We start from the raw sequence: 17925 nt of genomic DNA, 5'->3' as shown, positions 1-17925 counted from the left end.
ATCACTTGGGACAAAATTTATTATACTCCCAAAACGAGAGATTGTCAACAACAAAAATGGTGAGCCATGTAGGATTCGAACCTACGACCCTCTGATTAAAAGTCAGATGCTCTACCAACTGAGCTAATGGCTCGAAATAAATGGCTGGGGTACCTGGATTCGAACCAGGGCATGACGGAATCAAAATCCGTTGCCTTACCGCTTGGCTATACCCCAACATGGCGGTCCCGACCGGGATCGAACCGGCGATCTCCTGCGTGACAGGCAGGCATGTTAACCGCTACACCACGGGACCTTCGAAAATAAATTATATAATTAGAAATGACCCCTACGGGATTCGAACCCGTGTTACCGCCGTGAAAGGGCGGTGTCTTAACCGCTTGACCAAGGGGCCATATAATGGCTCCGAAGGTAGGACTCGAACCTACGACCGATCGGTTAACAGCCGATTGCTCTACCACTGAGCTACTTCGGAATAATTTTTGTCGTTTTGTTTTACTCGACTTTTTCTATTATAGAGAGCCTTTAACAAAACGTCAACCACTTTTCCGAAATTTATTTAGAAATTTTACTAGTAACTAAAACTAATTTCCCTAAACACTTGCCACACCTGTATTTCTCGGTATTTAATCGAATTTTTCGATTATATAGAAGTGAGCATTTTTCACACGAATACGTATAGATTTTCTTCCTTTTAATCTCTTTAGGTTCAACGAGGGTCGAACAAAATCTTGGAGAGTTTGTTCTTTTTAGAAGTTCTCTAAAGTCGGCATCTCTATGTTTATATCCTCTTCCCTCTATATGTAGGTGATAATGACAAAGCTCATGTTTTATAACACCAACTAATTCTTCCAACCCATGTTTTTCAAAGACTAGTGGGTTTATTTCGATATTATGTGTTCTCAACAAATACCTTCCTCCAGTTGTTCGGAGGCGCCTATTAAAGGTAGCTTCATGTTGAAAGTCTTTCCCAAAGATTGTTTTTGATACATTGCATACTAATTTTAAAAGTTTTTCATCTGTCATTTAACTCGCTCCTAAAAAAGAACTTGTCCAATGAGTGCTCATTGGACAATTCTTAACTCTCACACTTGTTCTTGTGGAGGTAGCATCGTAAGTGCGATTCTTCCTTTATTGGCGTCATACTGTTCTACCCATACAGTTACGATGTCTCCTAATGAAACGACATCAAGTGGATGTTTAACAAATCCTTTTTTCAGCTTAGATATATGAACTAGTCCATCTTGTTTTACACCTATATCGACAAATGCTCCAAAATCTACTACGTTTCGAACTGTCCCTTGGAGCTCCATTCCTGTTTGAAGATCTTCCATCTTAAGTACATCTTTTTTCAAAATCGGTTGCGGAAATGCTTCTCGTGGATCTCTTGTAGGTTTAATCAATGTATCCACTATATCTTTTAGTGTGATTTCACCAATCTCTAATTCCTTACTCACATCTGCAATATTAATATTCTTCAAGGCTTCTTCCGCCTCTTTAGATCCGATTTGAGACTTTTTCAATCCTGCAATTTCTAATACTTGTTCTGCAGCTTTATAGCTCTCTGGGTGAATTCCAGTGGCATCAAATGGATTTTTTGCATCCGGAACACGCAAGAATCCAATTGCTTGCTCATAGGTTTTAGCTCCAAGTCTAGGAATTTTCTTTAGCTGTGCTCTTGATGTAAATCTACCTTGTTCGTTTCTTAGATTCACGACATTTTCTGCTACTGTCTTTGATAGCCCTGAAACATATTGTAGTAAAGATGCAGAGGCAGTGTTTACATTAACTCCAACCTGATTAACTGCAGTTTCTACTATAAAAGAAAGTGATTCGGATAGTTTCTTTTGGGATACATCATGTTGGTACTGACCTACACCCACTGCTTTTGGATCGATTTTCACAAGTTCTGCAAGGGGATCTTGTAAACGTCTTGCTATGGAAACGGCACTTCGCTGCTCCACCTGCAAGTCAGGAAACTCATTTCTTGCAGTTTCCGATGCTGAGTAAACACTGGCACCTGCTTCATTGACAATAACGTACGCTACATCGCCCTCTACTTCTTTTAAGCAATCAACTATGAATTGCTCTGTTTCACGAGAAGCTGTCCCATTTCCGATTGCAATCAATGAAATTGGATATTTCTCTAAATAAGATAGAACTCTTTTTTTAGATCCTTCTACGTCCATTTTAGGGGCATGCGGATAAATAGCGGATACTTCTAATAATTTTCCTGTATCATCTACTACCGCCAACTTACACCCTGTTCGATATGCAGGGTCTACACCCAAAATTATTTTTCCTTTTAAAGGAGGTTGTAGTAACAGATTACGTAAATTTTCCGAGAATATATGAATTGCTTGTGCTTCTGCTTTTTCTGTCAGCTCCGTACGAATCTCTCTTTCAACAGATGGTTGAATCAAACGTTTGTAAGAATCTTCAATGGACATTTCTACATGTCCAACCGCATCACTGGAAGTGTTATTTGGAACCCATTGTAATTTCATAACACTAGTTACTTTTTCAATAGGAACTTGGATACTTACCTTTAGAACATCCTCTTTCTCACCACGATTTAAAGCTAGTGTTCTATGCGGTACTATTTTTTTCACCGGTTCTTCATATTCATAATACATTTCGAATATGTTTTTCTCATCCAATTCAGCCTTTTTGACGGAGGAAATCACTTTACCATCTGCTCTAGAGATATTACGTATTTGTTCACGAATTTTTGCATCATCTGCAAATTGTTCTGCTAGTATATCTCTTGCTCCTTGAAGAGCATCCTCAATAGTAAGAACTTCTAATTCTTCATTTAAATAATCAGTTGCTAATTTTTCTACCGACTCTTTTGGGAAAGTAAGTAGCAAGTTCGCTAAAGGTTCTAATCCTTTTTCTTTTGCAATCGTAGCCTTCGTTCTTCTTTTTTGTTTATAGGGACGATATAAATCCTCTACACGCTGTAGTACGGTTGCATTATTAATAGAAGTAATCAATTCTTCAGTTAACTTGCCTTGCTCGTCTATTAAGCGGATAACCTCTTCTTTTCGTTGTTCTAGCTGTTGTATGTAATTGTACCGATCTTCAATTGCTTTAATTTGCACCTCATCTAAAGATCCAGTTTGTTCTTTTCTATATCGTGCGATAAAGGGAACTGTATTTCCTTCTTCTAATAGTTTGATTACTTGTTCTGCTTGCGTAGTTTTAACGCCTGTTTCTTTTGAAACAAGCTGTAACATTTTTTTTATTTCCAAAACAAAGTCACCCTTTCCATATTGTATCTATTTTAACACAAGCCCCCTACTTGTCTAAACTGAACCAAATAAAAAAGCTTACCCTAATGCTAGAGTAAGCTTCCTGCGATAAATGTTGCATCATCACCATGCTTGATAATGTCAATTAAAGATTCATATAAACATTTGGTGCTATTCGCCCTTTTTAATGTTTCTTTCGGATTCTTTAATTCTACTCCGTCCGAGTGCATCAGGAATTTATCCTTTTCAGAGTAAGAGTAAGTTTGAGTGCGAAACTTTTGCTTCCTACCAGATAGATAGCCCATTACAGGTAAAGGATAGATCATTTTGTCTGTTTTACTTTGATACATGTAAAATTTAATATTGCCAACGCAACTATAGGAAATAGTTTTGTTCTTTAAATCTGCTCTTACAATTGCAACTGCGGCGCCTCTCTTTTGAAACATTCTTTCATTGCAAAGTAACAGCAAATCATCCAAAGACTCATTTAGGTTGTTAGCAAGAATCTCAGGCATTACATCTGCGGATTCTTTTGCAACCGGACCATTTCCTAGTCCATCCGCAATCGCACAAAGTAAGTAATCATCATCTTTATAAATATAGTACGTATCCCCAGAGTCCAAGTTACCTGTTTTAGCTTCTTGATAGACTAAAACGTCTACCGATTCATCTGAAATATATTTCACTCTTCTACTCCACCTGACGCTAATATTGCTGCTTGCAATTTTTTTATAGCTTTTCTTTGAATTCTAGAAACATGCATTTGAGAAATTCCCAAACGATCGCCAGTTTCTTTTTGACTTAATTGCTCAATATATGTAAACTGAATTATTTCTTTTTCTCGTTCAGAAAGTATATTTAAAGCATTAGCTACAAGTAAACGTTGATCTGTTTTCTCGTACTCTCCGTCTGTGTTTCCAATAACGTCAAAAAGAGTGATAGTACTTCCATCAGAATCTGAATCCAGCGAATGGTCCATAGACAGAGCCTGATAGCTTTTACCCATTTCCATCGCTTCTAAAACGTCTTCTACCTCTACTCCTAAATGATCCGCTATTTCTGGGACTAACGGTGATCGCTGAAATTCAATGGTTAACGTTTCTACAGCTGCACGAATACGTGGTCCTAGCTCTTTAATTCTTCTAGGAACATGGACCGCCCAAGTTTTGTCACGTAAAAACCGTTTAATTTCACCAATTATCGTTGGAATTGCAAATGCTTCAAAGTTCCTGCCAAAGGATGGATCATATCTTCTAATAGCACCTAAGAGTCCAAGCATTCCAACTTGTACTATATCCTCGTGATGTGACTTACCATTCGAATATTTACGGGCGATGGATTCCACGAGTCTAGTGTAATTTAATACGAGATTCGTTTGTGCTTCTTCACTCTCATTTTGTTGATAATCTTCTATCCATTTTAAAATTTGTTCCTTTGATTGTTTGTTATGAAGAGATGTGTTCGACATTTTCATCCACCTGCTCTACTCCGACATACTTCGTCATAAATACAGTTACACCCTCTTGGTGATGAACTTTAACCTCATCCATTAACGTTTCAATCAAATATAACCCTAGGCCGCCTTCCCGTAGAAATGAACCTTCTTCTAAATCGTGATACGGTCCAACTTTAGCTTTTGTTTCCTCAAAGTTAAAGCTCTTTCCATGATCTGCTACCATTATTTCTAGTTTATCTTCATAAACGGCACATCCAATTACTACTTCGCCTTCTTCATCCTCTGTATAAGCATGTTGAACAGCATTAGTTATGGCTTCACTAGCGGCAATTTTCAAGTCCTCTATATCGTCATATGTAAATCCAATTCGGTTTGCCAACCCAGAAATTGTTAAACGAGCAACACTTACATACTGTGGCTTTGCAGGCAATCGAATTTCAACATAATCAAACGGTTTCATCTATTTTCACCTCTTTACTAGCTGCTTGAATATCCATAATCTCTCCTAAACCAGTTATATCAAACAATCGTTTTAAACGAGATGAAAGACCAGTTAATTCTAAGTGACTATTGGAAGCTTTAACGCTTTTGTAAAAGCCAACAAAAACTCCTAAACCTGTACTATCCATATATGATACATCTTTCAAGTCTAATTCAACTTGAAGATTTTCTGCTAATTGAATTTCTGCTAATTTTTCTCGAAGAATAGGTGCGGTAAAAGCATCAATTTCGCCTTTAATAATCCCTGTAACCTTCATGTTTTCTTCTAATAACTCTACTGTAATATTCATTATTTTATCCCCCGTTTTCGCTATCTATAGTAATCTATACCACATTTTAGCCAGTGATAAACATTTCTATTACATTTTCTTTAAGATGACCAATGTAAAATCATCTCGTTGTTCGAAATCCTGTAACTCTTCTAACTTATGGAATACGTATTCAACCATTACTTGCGCAGGTTCATTTTTCACACTTTCAATGATTTCCATCACCTTTTGTTGTTCGATGAAGCCTTCCTTCGAGCGACACTCTGTCACACCGTCTGTCATCATGACAACAAAATCACCTTTATCTAATACAATTGATTGTTGTTCATATTTAACGTTTGGAATAACACCAAGGAGTAAGCCTTTTGCCTGTAACTCTTCAAAGCTACTGCTTTTTTCACAATAGAATAATGGTGGTTCATGTCCAGCAGAAGCATAAGTAAATTCGTTATTCGTTGAATCGTATGCTCCATAAAACATCGATATAAACATTGAATCACTAACACTTTTCTCAACGATTCTATTAATAATATCCAAAACAACAACAGGTTCTGTTTTTGCTCCAGACAAACCATCCATCCCATACTTAATCATCGACATACAAAGTGCAGCGGGAATTCCTTTTCCAATAACATCAGCTACAGCTATACCTAAGTTTGTTTCGTCACTTAAGAAATAAGCATAATCACCATTCATTTCTTTTGCAGGGACAGAAATCATTCCAATATCTAAACCAGACATTTTCGGAACTTTTGTTTTTAGCAATGTTTTTTGCACGTTTGCAGCTAATTCCATTTCCATTTTAAAGTTTTCTTGTTTTTTTATTAAAGTTTGATGCTCTTTTAGCGCCAAACCATAGTGAATCATCACTTCTATTAATAAATCAAAAGAATGTGATACGTTCTCAGGTAGTTCGGGCATTATTTCTTCTAAAGAGGCCTTATGTATGCTTATAACATCTTCTGGAGAGATGTTCTTCTGTATAAGTTGCTTACTAAAGTTTTGCCCCTCATATAAATTATGCTCTGTTTGCTTTAACGTATAATCTTTTAATATATTTTTATAATCTCGTTTAAACTCTTGAGGCATTCCTCAATCACCTCCTATCTAAGCCACTTAGTAGCACTAATCTTTGTACCCTCTCCAATTACTGTCTCAATCTTAAAATTATCCATCAAACGCTTCACACCAGGAAGTCCTGCACCTAGTCCACCGGAAGTGGTATAACCATCTTCCAAAGCTTTTCGAACGTCCGCAATTCCTGGGCCTTCATCCGATGCGATAACTAATAACCCTTTAAGATTGCCTTCTGTAATATGGTTGATTTCTATCTTTCCTTTTCCAGCATATAAATAAATATTACGAGCAAGTTCACTGATAGCTGTAGTAATTCTTGCTTGGTCGACTGTTCCAAAGCCTACTTCTTTTGCTTTGTTTCTTCCAAGCTGCCTAGCAGCAACAATGTCCCACTCTGTTATAATATCAACAGAAGACTCAAAGTTCATATGGATTAGGCCTCCAATTCTCGTTCTAATTTTTCCAATCCATTTTCTAAGTCCAGGGCTGTTACTATATTTTCTAGTCGAATCCCTAATTCTATCAATGTAATTGCTACTGCAGGCTGAATTCCAGTGATGACAACTTTTGCTCCCATAAGACTAGACATACTAATAACATCTCCTAGCACTTTTGCGATGAAGGAATCGATAAAGTCGATTGGAGTTAAATCTAGCACTACCCCTCTTGCAGAAGTAGTATGAAGCTTGTCCAATAAATCCTCTTGAAAAGAAATTGCCGTTTGATCATCTAGCTCCCATTGAATAGAAACGATTAAGCAGTCTTTTAATTTTAATATTGGAATTCTTGTTTTCATTGTTCATCCACCTCTACAATAGCTCGATTTGTAAGAGCAAGCGCCTGCTCGACTCCTTTTTGCATTGTGCTAGTTGTTGTAAAATCATTTAAATTGATGCCAAGTGCAACGATTGTTTGTGCAATTTCTGGTCGAATACCAACAAGCATACATTTTGCCCCAACTAAACGAACGGCATCTGCCGCTTGAATAATATGGTGCGCTACCATTGTATCTACAACTGGAACACCTGTAATATCTAGCAATACGACTTCCGCTCTATGTTTTACTACACCATGCAATAAATTTTCCATGATCAATTTTGCTCGTTCCGTATCAATTGTACCTACTAAAGGCATTACTGAAATTTTGTCGAACATCGGAATAAGGGATGCAGATAATTCCTGCAAAGCCATTTTTTGTACTTGTACGGTTCTATCCCATACTTTTGAATACGCTTCGACAATACTATGTGTTAGTGGTGTCATCCAGTTATTAATAATTTCCATATAAGATTGAATATTCTTTTCATTTAAATAACCGTCTTCATCCATTTTTACATAGAGAACATTCGTAAAATTAGTTAGCGCTTTTAACACGAAAGAAACGGACCATCCGTATTGTACTACTTTGACCGAGAACTCATTTAACTTTACTTTATATATTTCTTCGCTCTCTGTTAAACTAGATATAATCAAATCTCCAAATTCACGTACAGTGTTATTAATAATTTGATCGGACATTATTTGAAAAAATCGATCGTCGTTCTCCTCTTCCATTTTCACTGTCCACTTTTCTAATATTTCATCTAGATGCTCGTGAATATACACAGCAATTTGTTTATTCATTTTATTACATACAACTCCTCAATCAAAATTGTTAGTATTATTGTATCGGATATTCATATACTTTACATCTTTTTCAACTACTCAAAAAGATCACGTTATTACATAGTTTAACATATATTAAAAAATAAAAAACACGATGTGTCTCGTCGGTCACACATCGTGTTTTATCTATGTATTAAAATTTTACAATTCCTAAGCTTATACCTAAAGCATGATCCACTTCATCCATTACATCTTCATCAAGATGTGTAATTTTATCGGTAAGTCGTGATTTATCTATCGTTCGTAGCTGTTCTAATAAAATAACAGAATCACGTTCAAAATCATACTGTTTTGCATTTATTTCAACATGTGTCGGCAATTTTGCTTTTTGTATCTGTGCGGTAATTGCTGCAATGATGACAGTAGGACTAAATCGATTACCAATATCATTTTGTATCACCAAAACGGGTCTGGTGCCCCCTTGCTCAGACCCTATTACTGGTGATAAATCTGCGAAAAAAACGTCCCCACGTTTTACGATCAAGTTTTCATCCTCCACTTACGAGTCGCTCTGTCGTATGTTGAGCTTCATACTCTGCATGTAAACACTCAGTGCAGATAGTTAAGTTTATATGAGACATTTCAACATAGCCCTTCATCATCGCTTCTCTTATAAGATTTGACTGGCCTTTCTTCATATATTCCTTTGCCTGTACACGTACAATACCTTCACTACCAGCTAATGATTGTTTTACGGTTTTTACTCCTTCATTAACCATTTGCTTTGGAAGCTGAATAATCGCTTCCTTTTTCTTTTTATCACTTACCACAGCAAACACCTCCGACAAAACATTTCCCTATATGACAATATACTTTATATTAACACTACTATCAGCGAAATAAAAGACATAATAAGAAATGGTTTGACAAATTCTGCTTGTAGTATTATTTTGTCGAAGTTTTATTACTGTATACCCTTGGAATTCTATTAGAGAGCATGCAACAAACTTCATATGGTATTGTTTCTAGTGCATCTGCCCATTCTTCGATTTTGATTTCTTCAGTTTTTTGTTTGCCTATTAGAACTACTTTTTCACCAATAGAAACGGGTTCTTTTAGTCGGATCATGCATTGATCCATGCAAATCCTTCCTACTATTGGTACCCTTTTTCCTTTTATTAAAACTGCCTGGTTTTGCAGCTTTCTTAACAGTCCATCTGCATATCCAATAGGAAGTGTTGCAATCCATTCATCTTCTTCAGCTTTGTATGTAGCCCCATAGCCTATCGGTGTTCCTTTTTCCACTTTTTTAACGTGCACCACTTCAGTTTCGAGAGATAGCGCTCTTTTTAAAGGGAAAGGTAAACAATTATTCATAAATGGAGAAGGAGCAATACCGTACATGGAAATTCCATAACGAACTGCATCCCAAGATTGATCGGGATACCTTAAAGCAGCAGCACTATTCGATGTATGAACCATGTCCGGTTTTCTTTCGAATAATGAAAGCATCCGTGCAAAATTAGCTACTTGCTTATGAAAATGTTCTTTATCTTCTTCATCAGCTGTGGAAAAATGCGTGAATACGCCAGTTACTTGTAGATATTTTTTTTGATCAATAAATGCTATTGCCTCTTTTAATTCTTCTTCTTTTACGAAACCGATTCTTCCCATACCACTATCTATTTTCAAATGAACTCTAAGCGATTCATCTTGAACGGTTTGGAGCCATTCAAGAGAATACGCAGTTAATGTAATATTCAACTCAGAGGCTTTTGAGAAAAAAGATGCTGGTGCTGCTCCAAGTACAAGAAGTTCAGCTGTTATTCCTGCCTCTCTTATATGCAGTGCTTCCTCTGGAGTCGCAACTGCTAATACTTTAGCACCAGCATTTAATGCGGCATTTGCCACCTCTATATCGCCATGCCCATAGGCATTCGCCTTTACTACTGCAATTATTTGTGTGTGCTTTGGGAGTGTTTGCTTCAATTGTTGTATATTTGATTGAATTGCTTGTAAGTTTATTTGAATGAATGTTGGTCGATACAATAATTGCGACATAGAACTTACCTCTTTTTCATTTTTAGTGTTTATTATCCCCCTCTTACGAAGGAGTAGTCAACACTCAATCACTTCGGTTCAGCTACGGACATGGAGGAAGCTACTTCTATCATTTCTTCTTTCGATAAAGATGACGAAGCTAGGAAGAAGGACATTCCATCTTTTTCCCAAGAAATAGATTGATCCGTTACAGCACCAATAGCAAACCCTAAATCAACTGGATCTCCTGGTGCAAATACTGGAATCGTTGAAGAAGTACTCTTCTCCGTAAGCTGTTGAATAATTGTAAACTCTTTTTCACCGCTAAATGTTAAAATAACTCTCTTATCACCATCTACTTCTAAAACCTTCTCATCAATTAAATGCACTTGATCAATTTGCGCCATTGGATAGTGTGTTTCAAATTCAGCATTGTCCATATCAGCTGAAGCTTCTACTGTCCCTTCATCTGCTTGACCAGTTGGTGATTGTTCAATTTTGAATTCATCCGCAGTGTGAACTTTACCCAATGTCACCTTTTTAAATTTAATGTGAATTTGTTCTTCTTTATTTTCATTTAAGATAGAAACATCCGTTGGTAATAATGTCTTTTTGTCGATATAGATTTTTTGGAACGGTAGCATGTTTTTATGGTTATTATTTGTTTTTGTTTCAAAGACGTATTTATTACCTTCTTCTTTAAATTTGGCAGATTTGTCTTTTTTAATGTCTTCCGCAAGAGAACCTATTAAATAGGCTTGGCTATTTTCAGATGGCCATTTGCTTTGGAATTTATACGTCTTGTTAAGTGCAGGTGTTACAACAAAAACTCCCTCTTTGTTTCGAACAATCATTTGCGTATTTTCTTCTTTTGCGTCAGCAACTTTCACGCGGTAAAAATCTGGTTTTGTGTGCCATACTTCCACTTGATAAACTCTTGGATCTTGACCCGTTTGAATACTCATTTCTGCTGTCAGTTCATACCCTTTCGTATCTATCCATTTGTTGCTCAACTTTTTCAACACGTCTTCTTTGGATTGGGCCCCACATGCAGAAAGTATCAGGATCATCGTTAATGCAAACAACAATTTAGCCAGTCGGCTCTTCAAATCAGTCCACCCTTTCTATTATCACTGCGTTCGTTCATTGTATGTAGGTGGACTACCATTTATGATTCCAGAATTACTTGAGCAGCTGCATATTCTTTTGTATGGGTGATTGAAACAAATCCATTTACTAGCTTTCCTTTAAAATAAAGGGTTGGTCTTCCACTAGTCTCTCGAATTATTTCAATATCTTGAAAACTACAGTTTTTGCCGATTCCAGTTCCCTTTGCTTTGGAAAAAGCCTCTTTCGCAGCAAAGCGTCCTGCTAAAAATTCTATTTGTCTGTTTTCGGATAACCCTTGCATCTGCTCGATTTCTTTTTTTGTAAGAATACGTTCTTCGAATTTGTTTGTTTTATTTTTAATTGATTTCACTCTATGGAGTTCTGTAATATCTAATCCAATTCCAGTAATCACGAAGTTACTCCTTTCAAATGCCGCTAATACAGGCTATACTATTATTAGAAAATTTGAGGTGACGATATGTTTGTAAGAAGAGAAAACTTTAAGCAATATATTAAGTTATATCCTGTTGTGTCTATTTTACTTGCTTTGAATATTGTTATCTTTATTCTAACGGGTATTCCAATTCTAGGGGAGCAAATATTTAATTTAGGAATTGGTTTTAATTTGCTCATTAGTGAAGGTGAGTATTGGCGATTAATATCACCAATGTTTTTACATGCTGGCTTTATGCATTTGCTTTTCAATATGTTCTCTTTGTATCTGTTTGGTCCAGAGCTAGAGCGATTAACTGGAAAAGCACGCTTTTTAACAATATACTTCCTATCTGGACTTGTCGGTAATATTGTTACCTATTTAATTCAAGATTGGAATTATATGAGCGTTGGTGCTAGTGGAGCAATCTATGGTATTTTGGGAGCATTTGGCGCTTTAGTTTATTATACGAAAAATTTATTGCCACAGTTAAAACAAATTATCTTGCCTATCATTGTAATTGGTGTGGTGATGACATTCCTTCAAGCAAATATTAATGTTACTGCCCATATAGCAGGGCTAGTTACAGGGTTTATCATCGGGTTAATATACTTCCACCCAAAACGAATCGCAGCATGGAAAAAGAAAAAGAACAAATTGAAGGTTTTATAAATTTTAAATAGAAGAGGCTGTCCTGAAAGTCAAAAAAATGACTTTTAAGAGCAGCTTCTTTCTTCGTAGCTTCTATTAAAAAATATGATAGATTTCCGTTCCAGGCGGACGCTTTCCGCGGGCGAGCGCCGAGCCTCCTCAGGCCAACACGATGTTGGTCATGAAGGCGTTGCCTCAGGAAGAGGCTGCCTTAGCCTTCCTTCCTCTCTAGCGCTACGTGCGGGGTCTCGGACTGTCTCGCTTTCCCGCAGGAGTCGCCGCCTTTCACTCCAATCAATTACTTCACTCAATCAACATTATTAGATGGAAACACAAAAGCAGATGGAGAAAAAAGAGTCGTTTTTCTCCATCTGCTTTATTTTAGGGACTTATTGGAAAGCCCCTCAGCTTGACGACAATAGTATTTTTATAAACGTTATGTATAAAGAAATCCTCCAAAAGAGATTACTTTATCCATTTAAAAGTAAAGATAGTAGATATCTATAAAAAATTGTTTATAAGGTAAGGACCACACGAAGACTCCTGTGGGAACAGCTTGAGCAGAAGACCCCGCAGGAACGCAGTGACGAGGAGGCTGAAGCCAAGCCCACGGAAAGCGAAGTGGTGGTCCTTGCCGAATTTAATTATACAACTCTATGCACCCAAAATTAAGTTTGTCTACAGTCTAAAAAAGAACAGCCTATTCCGGCTGTTCTTTTTCTATAGTATGAGGTTTGAATGGTTCATACCAATTGAGTAGCTTTTCTGCATCCGCTTTATCTAAATGAGGAACAGTGGATGATTCGCCACCTATTCCCGATTTAATAGTAGTGATAACGGATGATATGTTTTGTCTTTTTTGAAAATAAGTCGTTCTTTCCGTCATAGACTGGATACGTCTCTTTTCCATCCAAATCGTTACTTTACTAATATTTCGATAGCGCATTATTAAATGCTGTCCATCTATTGCATATCCAGCAGTTCGATGTTGCCACATTCCTAAGAGGTAACTTAGAGGAATTAAAATAAGCGACAGGAGCCCAAACGGATAAAAAAAGTAAATAACAGCCGCGCATATAGGAATAATCCAGAGATAATCTAGTCGGTAGAAAAACCTTTTCGATTTCTTCGGAACTTTTGTGAATGTTGGTTCCATATGAATTTTATGAAAAATCTGTTCCAATACGTGATTGATTTCTGCTTTTTTTATTAAAGGTAGCAGCCGAATCTTTTCATCCTTCTCTGCTAGGGACCCACCAGCACTATCTACAATAACAGATGCAAATCCTGTCCATTGCCGAAGAGGATTTTCCACAATCCTTACCCCTTGAATTCTAGAAAGTGGTAGCGTGATTTTCTTCTTTTCCAATAACCCTCTTGTAATAATTATCTCGTCATCTTCTACACGAATAGTGAAGTCATAATAATTAATAAGGGTAAGCACTACAGATACAATCCAGGCAACCAATAAAACAAGGAAAACAGCCAATGCTATTAGAAGGGCTCCAAAACGAATGAACACTACAATCTCATCATATATTTTTTCATAGGGAATAATATTGGAAAATTGGGAAGCAAATACGGCTATCCCCGAGAAAAATACTCCCATTCCACCAGATGTGCTCGCTAAGACAAATAAATCTTTCATCGAAATTTTAAAAATCGGTCGCGTCTCTACTTTTACAACTTCTTCTATTAGAATCGATTCATCTATTTCTATTTCTTCTGATTGCTTATTTTTAGCTAGTAGCATTTCTTTTTTTATTTGTTCAGCGGCTTGTTTTGTTATTGCGGTTAATTCGGCGTCCGCTTCTTTTGTTGGTCCGCCACCAGCCGTTTCAACTTTTACTTTAACAAGACCGAATGGTCGATGAAAAATACCCTCTGTATAGTTTAAGCTTTGAATACGATCAAATGGAATATATCGTTTTTTCTTGACGAACAATCCATACTCGATTCGCAATTCTTCATCCTCGAACCAATATCTAAACCGTTTCCACTTGATGATACCGCTAACTAATAGAAATATTAGAACAATAGCATAAATACCTGATGTAATATAAGAATACCAACCATCTGATTCGGTACTTGTTCCAAAACCATTTAACACCACGACAGCTATTAACGGCACAATCATATCTTTTAAAACTTTCACAAAGTTAATAACAGCGGAGATTGGGTGTAGCTTATATTTTTCGTTAGACATCATCTTCCGCCACCCTTGCAAGTACAGAAATTCTTCCCCTTAGTTCATCTGCTTCTTCTGTAATGAGTGCAGGAATAGTATGATTCGTCGCTGCAGTAGAAATAGTAATAGAAGCTAAATCGTACTTTCTTAATATTGGACCTTGCTCCGTATCAACATGTTGGACACGAACCATTGGTACCAACGTTCGCTTCACTACAAATAATCCATGCTGTAATTCAATTTCTTGTTCACGTACTTCATAACGCCAGCGCATCCATCTTACTTTGGGAAATAAGTAAATCAATAAATATGCTATCAATAATACAACTGCTCCTACAACTATGTATAACCAAATAAAGTTCCCATTAAAATAATTTATAACACTTACTCCAACTCCAAGCAAAATCGCAAGGAGCGTTTGAAAGATTCCATAAATTCTCCACACGCGAAGCCCTTTTTCGGATATCCGATTTATTGGTTCTGTTCTCATTGTAAACACCTCTTCTCTTGTCATTGTATACGATTTGTAAGACAAAATGTTTCAAAATTTTTAGGAATGTTTCTCGCAGTCTATCAACTTTTAATAGAGTAATCCGGTTTTTTGAGAGAGCCAACCGATTATTCCATGGTACTACTCGATTATCCTCGGCTTTTTAATTTTACATAAAAAAAGGATGAATCCACATCGAAATGTAAGATTCATCCTTTGAGTTAATTTTAGTTTTCGTTACGTGGTGAACGAGTTCTAGTGCTACGTTGAGTAGAGCCATCACGTGGACCACTGCTACGACGTGAGCTGCTAGGACGACCTCCGCCACCTGAACGTGAACCTCCGCGATCGCTACCTCCACGACCTGAAGAACTGCGTCCCGCGCCGCCACCACTGCGATTACCTTTGTAACCACCGCCGCCACTGCGTCCGCCACCACCGCTACGCTCTCTACGAGCAGGTAATGGACGTTCTTCAGAAAGTGCGATTGGCGTATCATCTGGTTCTTTCGTCAATGATTTAATTGCTGCAGCAATTACATCAACAGCTTCAAACTTTTCAAGCATTTCCGAAGCTAATGTGCGGTAATCACCTAAATCATTTTTGTTCACGATTTCTGATAATGTTTCAATCGCAACACGTTGTTGGCCGACTAACGCTTCGTCTGAACTTGGTGGACGAAGAGGTGTCATACGTTTTTTCGTAGTATCCTCTACGATACGTAAGTAACCCATTTCTCTTGGTGTTACGAATGTTACAGCGATACCATGTTTCCCTGCACGGCCTGTACGACCAATACGGTGAACATAGCTTTCAGGATCTTGTGGAATATCAAAGTTATATACATGTGTTACACCAGAAATATCTAATCCACGTGCTGCTACATCTGTTGCAACAAGGATATCAATTTTATTTGATTTGAATTGTTTTAATACAGACATACGTTTCGCTTGGCTTAAATCTCCGTGAATTCCTTCCGCTAGGTAACCACGAATGCTTAGTGCTTGAGCTAATTCGTCTACACGACGTTTTGTACGACCGAAGACAATTGCAAGCTCAGGTTGGTGTACATTTAATATTCTTGAAAGAACATCGAACTTTTCACGCTCTGTAGCTTTTACGAAGAACTGTTCAATGTTTTCAACAGTCATTTCTTTAGACTTGATTTTTACTTCTACTGGATCTTTCATGAATTTATCAGCAATTTTACGAATTGGTCCCGGCATTGTAGCTGAGAACAATAATGTTTGTCGCTCATCAGGAACACTTTCTAAAATTGTATTGATGTCTTCGATGAATCCCATGTTAAGCATTTCATCTGCTTCGTCTAAGATAAGTGTTTGAACTTGATCTAATTTCAACGTACGACGGTTGATGTGGTCAAGAATACGACCAGGTGTACCAACGATTACTTGAGGTTTGTTTTTAAGTGCACGGATTTGACGACCAATTTCTTGACCACCATATACAGATAAAAGACGAACCTTTTTGTCGTAACCTAATTTATAAAGCTCTTCCGAAACTTGGATTGCAAGTTCACGAGTTGGAGCGATAATAAGTGCTTGTATATTAGGGTTTTTTGTATCGATTTTTTCAATCATAGGGATACCAAAAGCAGCAGTTTTACCTGTACCTGTTTGAGCTTGGCCAATAATATCGCGGCCTTCCATAGCATGTGTAATAGTACCTTCTTGGATTGGTGTTGCCTCTTCAAAACCCATGCGTTGAACGGATTTTAGTGTAGAAGCGCTAATATTTAATTCTGAAAAATTTGTCAAAATTTTAATCTCCTTTTTGTTCTGTTTTGACAAATGGTTACATTTTCAGATGAAATTGCGGCAAATTCGAGCCTATACGAGGAACGTTTCCGTTTCTTAAAATTCTCTGTGGTTTTCAGTTCAGAGGGGTCTTATTTAAAGGGAAAGCCCGGTCTTTTGCCGAGCGGTTCGTTATAGAGTAATTACTCTGATTACTTCAACAAACCGTTATGTTCAAAAAAAAGTACTCTTCAATAAAAAGCTGAAGAGTCTTCACACAAAATGTATCCATTGCTCTTTACAGTCTATCATGCTATATCCTACGTTGCAACGAATAAGCAACTGTTATAATAATTAGTTAATTACTCTCTATACTTTCCACCTCTTCTTCCATTAAAAATTGGAATGCTTTATTATACCAACCTACACTGTCGTCACTATAACATATATGGTGTTTTCCAACCTCGGAATAAATAAGTTCTTTTTTATCTGATCCTAATTGGTCAAATAAGAACTGGGCAGTAGTATAAGGTACAATCCCATCTTTTTTTCCTTGGACTAGACAGATTGGTATTTTAATTTGGCCATAATAAGGTTCAACCATACGTACTAAACGCATAAATTCTATCGTGGCATGAATTGGAGTAGCTTTCAATTTAGCTCTATACAATTTATAAAGGTTATTATCTTCTAGCTTCCCAGACATAGCTTCCTTTGCAATCTCTCGGATGTCTTGAAGTAACTGAGTGGGGTAAATGTATTTGGCTGCTGCGCTTAGTAAAATCAATTTATCGATTTTATAACGATTTGCTAAATATAGCGCAATTACACCACCCATAGAAAATCCAATAATAAACAAACGATCTACTTCTTTTTGCAGCTGTCTAAGTGCTAGCTCTGCTTCCATCATCCAATTTTCTGCGGATATTTTTTCAAGCGATAGCGTTTCCCCATGGCCTGGAAGAGTAGGAACAACAAATTTCCAGTCTGTATTTGCATGTAAATAATCTACAAAAGGTTGCACCTCATATGGTCCACCTGTAAATCCGTGTATGCAAAGTACTCCTGTTTTCATGTTGCCCCTCCATTCCCGT

Annotated in this window: 20 protein-coding genes and 5 tRNA genes; 1 reads left to right on the top strand and 24 read right to left on the bottom strand. The window is 37.1% G+C overall.

Annotated elements, in window-relative coordinates:
- Positions 1 to 57 precede the first annotated feature (57 nt).
- From AM499_RS19095 to acpS, 20 genes are all read right to left on the bottom strand, one after another.
- Positions 58 to 133, bottom strand: a tRNA-Lys gene (locus tag AM499_RS19095).
- Between the two features lie 8 nt (positions 134 to 141).
- Positions 142 to 216 (bottom strand) — tRNA-Gln (locus tag AM499_RS19090).
- 3 nt (positions 217 to 219) lie between these two features.
- Positions 220 to 295: transfer RNA gene (locus AM499_RS19085), tRNA-Asp, on the bottom strand.
- 27 nt (positions 296 to 322) lie between these two features.
- Positions 323 to 394 (bottom strand) — tRNA-Glu (locus AM499_RS19080).
- Positions 395 to 400: 6 nt separating this feature from the next.
- A tRNA-Asn gene (locus AM499_RS19075) sits at positions 401 to 475 on the bottom strand.
- Between the two features lie 80 nt (positions 476 to 555).
- Positions 556 to 1026, bottom strand: a complete 471-nt coding sequence (locus AM499_RS19070; RefSeq protein WP_053591687.1) for a SprT family protein — start codon at positions 1024 to 1026, stop codon at positions 556 to 558.
- A 59-nt stretch (positions 1027 to 1085) separates the two neighbouring features.
- Positions 1086 to 3254, bottom strand: a complete 2169-nt coding sequence (locus AM499_RS19065; RefSeq protein ID WP_053591686.1) for a Tex family protein — start codon at positions 3252 to 3254, stop codon at positions 1086 to 1088.
- A gap of 89 nt (positions 3255 to 3343) precedes the next feature.
- The gene (locus tag AM499_RS19060) at positions 3344 to 3940 is read right to left on the bottom strand and encodes a PP2C family serine/threonine-protein phosphatase (protein WP_053591685.1); all 597 of its coding nucleotides are present in this window, start codon (positions 3938 to 3940) and stop codon (positions 3344 to 3346) included.
- Positions 3937 to 4722 carry an RNA polymerase sigma factor SigB gene (gene sigB, locus AM499_RS19055; protein ID WP_053591684.1) on the bottom strand — a complete coding sequence of 262 codons (786 nt, stop codon included), beginning with the start codon at positions 4720 to 4722 and terminating at the stop codon, positions 3937 to 3939. The genes AM499_RS19060 and sigB overlap by 4 nt, the downstream gene beginning before the upstream one ends.
- Positions 4700 to 5170 carry an anti-sigma B factor RsbW gene (gene rsbW / locus AM499_RS19050; RefSeq protein WP_053591683.1) on the bottom strand — a complete coding sequence of 157 codons (471 nt, stop codon included), beginning with the start codon at positions 5168 to 5170 and terminating at the stop codon, positions 4700 to 4702. The genes sigB and rsbW overlap by 23 nt, the downstream gene beginning before the upstream one ends.
- On the bottom strand, positions 5157 to 5501 hold the full coding sequence (locus AM499_RS19045; protein WP_053591682.1) for an STAS domain-containing protein: 345 nt from the start codon (positions 5499 to 5501) through the stop codon (positions 5157 to 5159). The genes rsbW and AM499_RS19045 overlap by 14 nt, the downstream gene beginning before the upstream one ends.
- A 69-nt stretch (positions 5502 to 5570) precedes the next feature.
- A complete protein-coding gene (locus tag AM499_RS19040; RefSeq protein ID WP_053591681.1) occupies positions 5571 to 6569 on the bottom strand; it encodes a PP2C family protein-serine/threonine phosphatase in 999 nt (332 codons plus the stop codon).
- A 14-nt stretch (positions 6570 to 6583) separates the two neighbouring features.
- Positions 6584 to 6985 (bottom strand): anti-sigma regulatory factor, encoded by a 402-nt coding sequence (locus tag AM499_RS19035; RefSeq protein WP_053591680.1) that lies wholly within the window; start codon positions 6983 to 6985, stop codon positions 6584 to 6586.
- Between the two features lie 5 nt (positions 6986 to 6990).
- Positions 6991 to 7353: an STAS domain-containing protein gene (locus AM499_RS19030; protein ID WP_053591679.1), complete on the bottom strand. Its 363-nt coding sequence runs from the start codon at positions 7351 to 7353 to the stop codon at positions 6991 to 6993.
- Positions 7350 to 8180 carry an STAS domain-containing protein gene (locus AM499_RS19025; RefSeq protein WP_053591678.1) on the bottom strand — a complete coding sequence of 277 codons (831 nt, stop codon included), beginning with the start codon at positions 8178 to 8180 and terminating at the stop codon, positions 7350 to 7352. The genes AM499_RS19030 and AM499_RS19025 overlap by 4 nt, the downstream gene beginning before the upstream one ends.
- Positions 8181 to 8355: 175 nt before the next feature.
- Positions 8356 to 8706 (bottom strand): type II toxin-antitoxin system PemK/MazF family toxin, encoded by a 351-nt coding sequence (locus AM499_RS19020; protein WP_053591677.1) that lies wholly within the window; start codon positions 8704 to 8706, stop codon positions 8356 to 8358.
- A gap of 4 nt (positions 8707 to 8710) precedes the next feature.
- Positions 8711 to 8992 carry a transcriptional regulator gene (locus AM499_RS19015; protein ID WP_231687494.1) on the bottom strand — a complete coding sequence of 94 codons (282 nt, stop codon included), beginning with the start codon at positions 8990 to 8992 and terminating at the stop codon, positions 8711 to 8713.
- Positions 8993 to 9107: 115 nt separating this feature from the next.
- On the bottom strand, positions 9108 to 10223 hold the full coding sequence (gene alr / locus AM499_RS19010; RefSeq protein WP_053591675.1) for an alanine racemase: 1116 nt from the start codon (positions 10221 to 10223) through the stop codon (positions 9108 to 9110).
- A gap of 68 nt (positions 10224 to 10291) precedes the next feature.
- On the bottom strand, positions 10292 to 11311 hold the full coding sequence (locus tag AM499_RS19005; protein WP_053591674.1) for a LolA family protein: 1020 nt from the start codon (positions 11309 to 11311) through the stop codon (positions 10292 to 10294).
- Positions 11312 to 11370: 59 nt separating this feature from the next.
- Positions 11371 to 11724: a holo-ACP synthase gene (gene acpS, locus AM499_RS19000; RefSeq protein WP_053591673.1), complete on the bottom strand. Its 354-nt coding sequence runs from the start codon at positions 11722 to 11724 to the stop codon at positions 11371 to 11373.
- Between the two features lie 66 nt (positions 11725 to 11790).
- Here acpS and AM499_RS18995 point away from each other — a divergent pair, with 66 nt between their 5' ends.
- Positions 11791 to 12417: a rhomboid family intramembrane serine protease gene (locus AM499_RS18995; RefSeq protein ID WP_053591672.1), complete on the top strand. Its 627-nt coding sequence runs from the start codon at positions 11791 to 11793 to the stop codon at positions 12415 to 12417.
- Between the two features lie 679 nt (positions 12418 to 13096).
- On the opposite strand, the gene AM499_RS18990 is transcribed toward AM499_RS18995, so the two are convergent.
- The 4 genes from AM499_RS18990 to AM499_RS18975 form a co-directional block, all read right to left on the bottom strand.
- A complete protein-coding gene (locus AM499_RS18990; RefSeq protein ID WP_053592291.1) occupies positions 13097 to 14602 on the bottom strand; it encodes a PH domain-containing protein in 1506 nt (501 codons plus the stop codon).
- Positions 14595 to 15074 (bottom strand): PH domain-containing protein, encoded by a 480-nt coding sequence (locus AM499_RS18985; RefSeq protein ID WP_053591671.1) that lies wholly within the window; start codon positions 15072 to 15074, stop codon positions 14595 to 14597. The genes AM499_RS18990 and AM499_RS18985 overlap by 8 nt, the downstream gene beginning before the upstream one ends.
- 227 nt (positions 15075 to 15301) lie before the next feature.
- Positions 15302 to 16852 (bottom strand): degradosome RNA helicase CshA, encoded by a 1551-nt coding sequence (locus tag AM499_RS18980; RefSeq protein ID WP_053591670.1) that lies wholly within the window; start codon positions 16850 to 16852, stop codon positions 15302 to 15304.
- Between the two features lie 337 nt (positions 16853 to 17189).
- Positions 17190 to 17906, bottom strand: coding sequence for an alpha/beta hydrolase (locus AM499_RS18975; protein WP_053591669.1), 717 nt, complete (start codon positions 17904 to 17906; stop codon positions 17190 to 17192).
- Positions 17907 to 17925: the final 19 nt, after the last annotated feature.

Origin of the sequence: Bacillus sp. FJAT-22090, assembly GCF_001278755.1 — a bacterium.
GTDB lineage: Bacteria > Bacillota > Bacilli > Bacillales_A > Planococcaceae > Psychrobacillus.
This window is presented reverse-complemented; position numbering and strand designations above follow the sequence as displayed.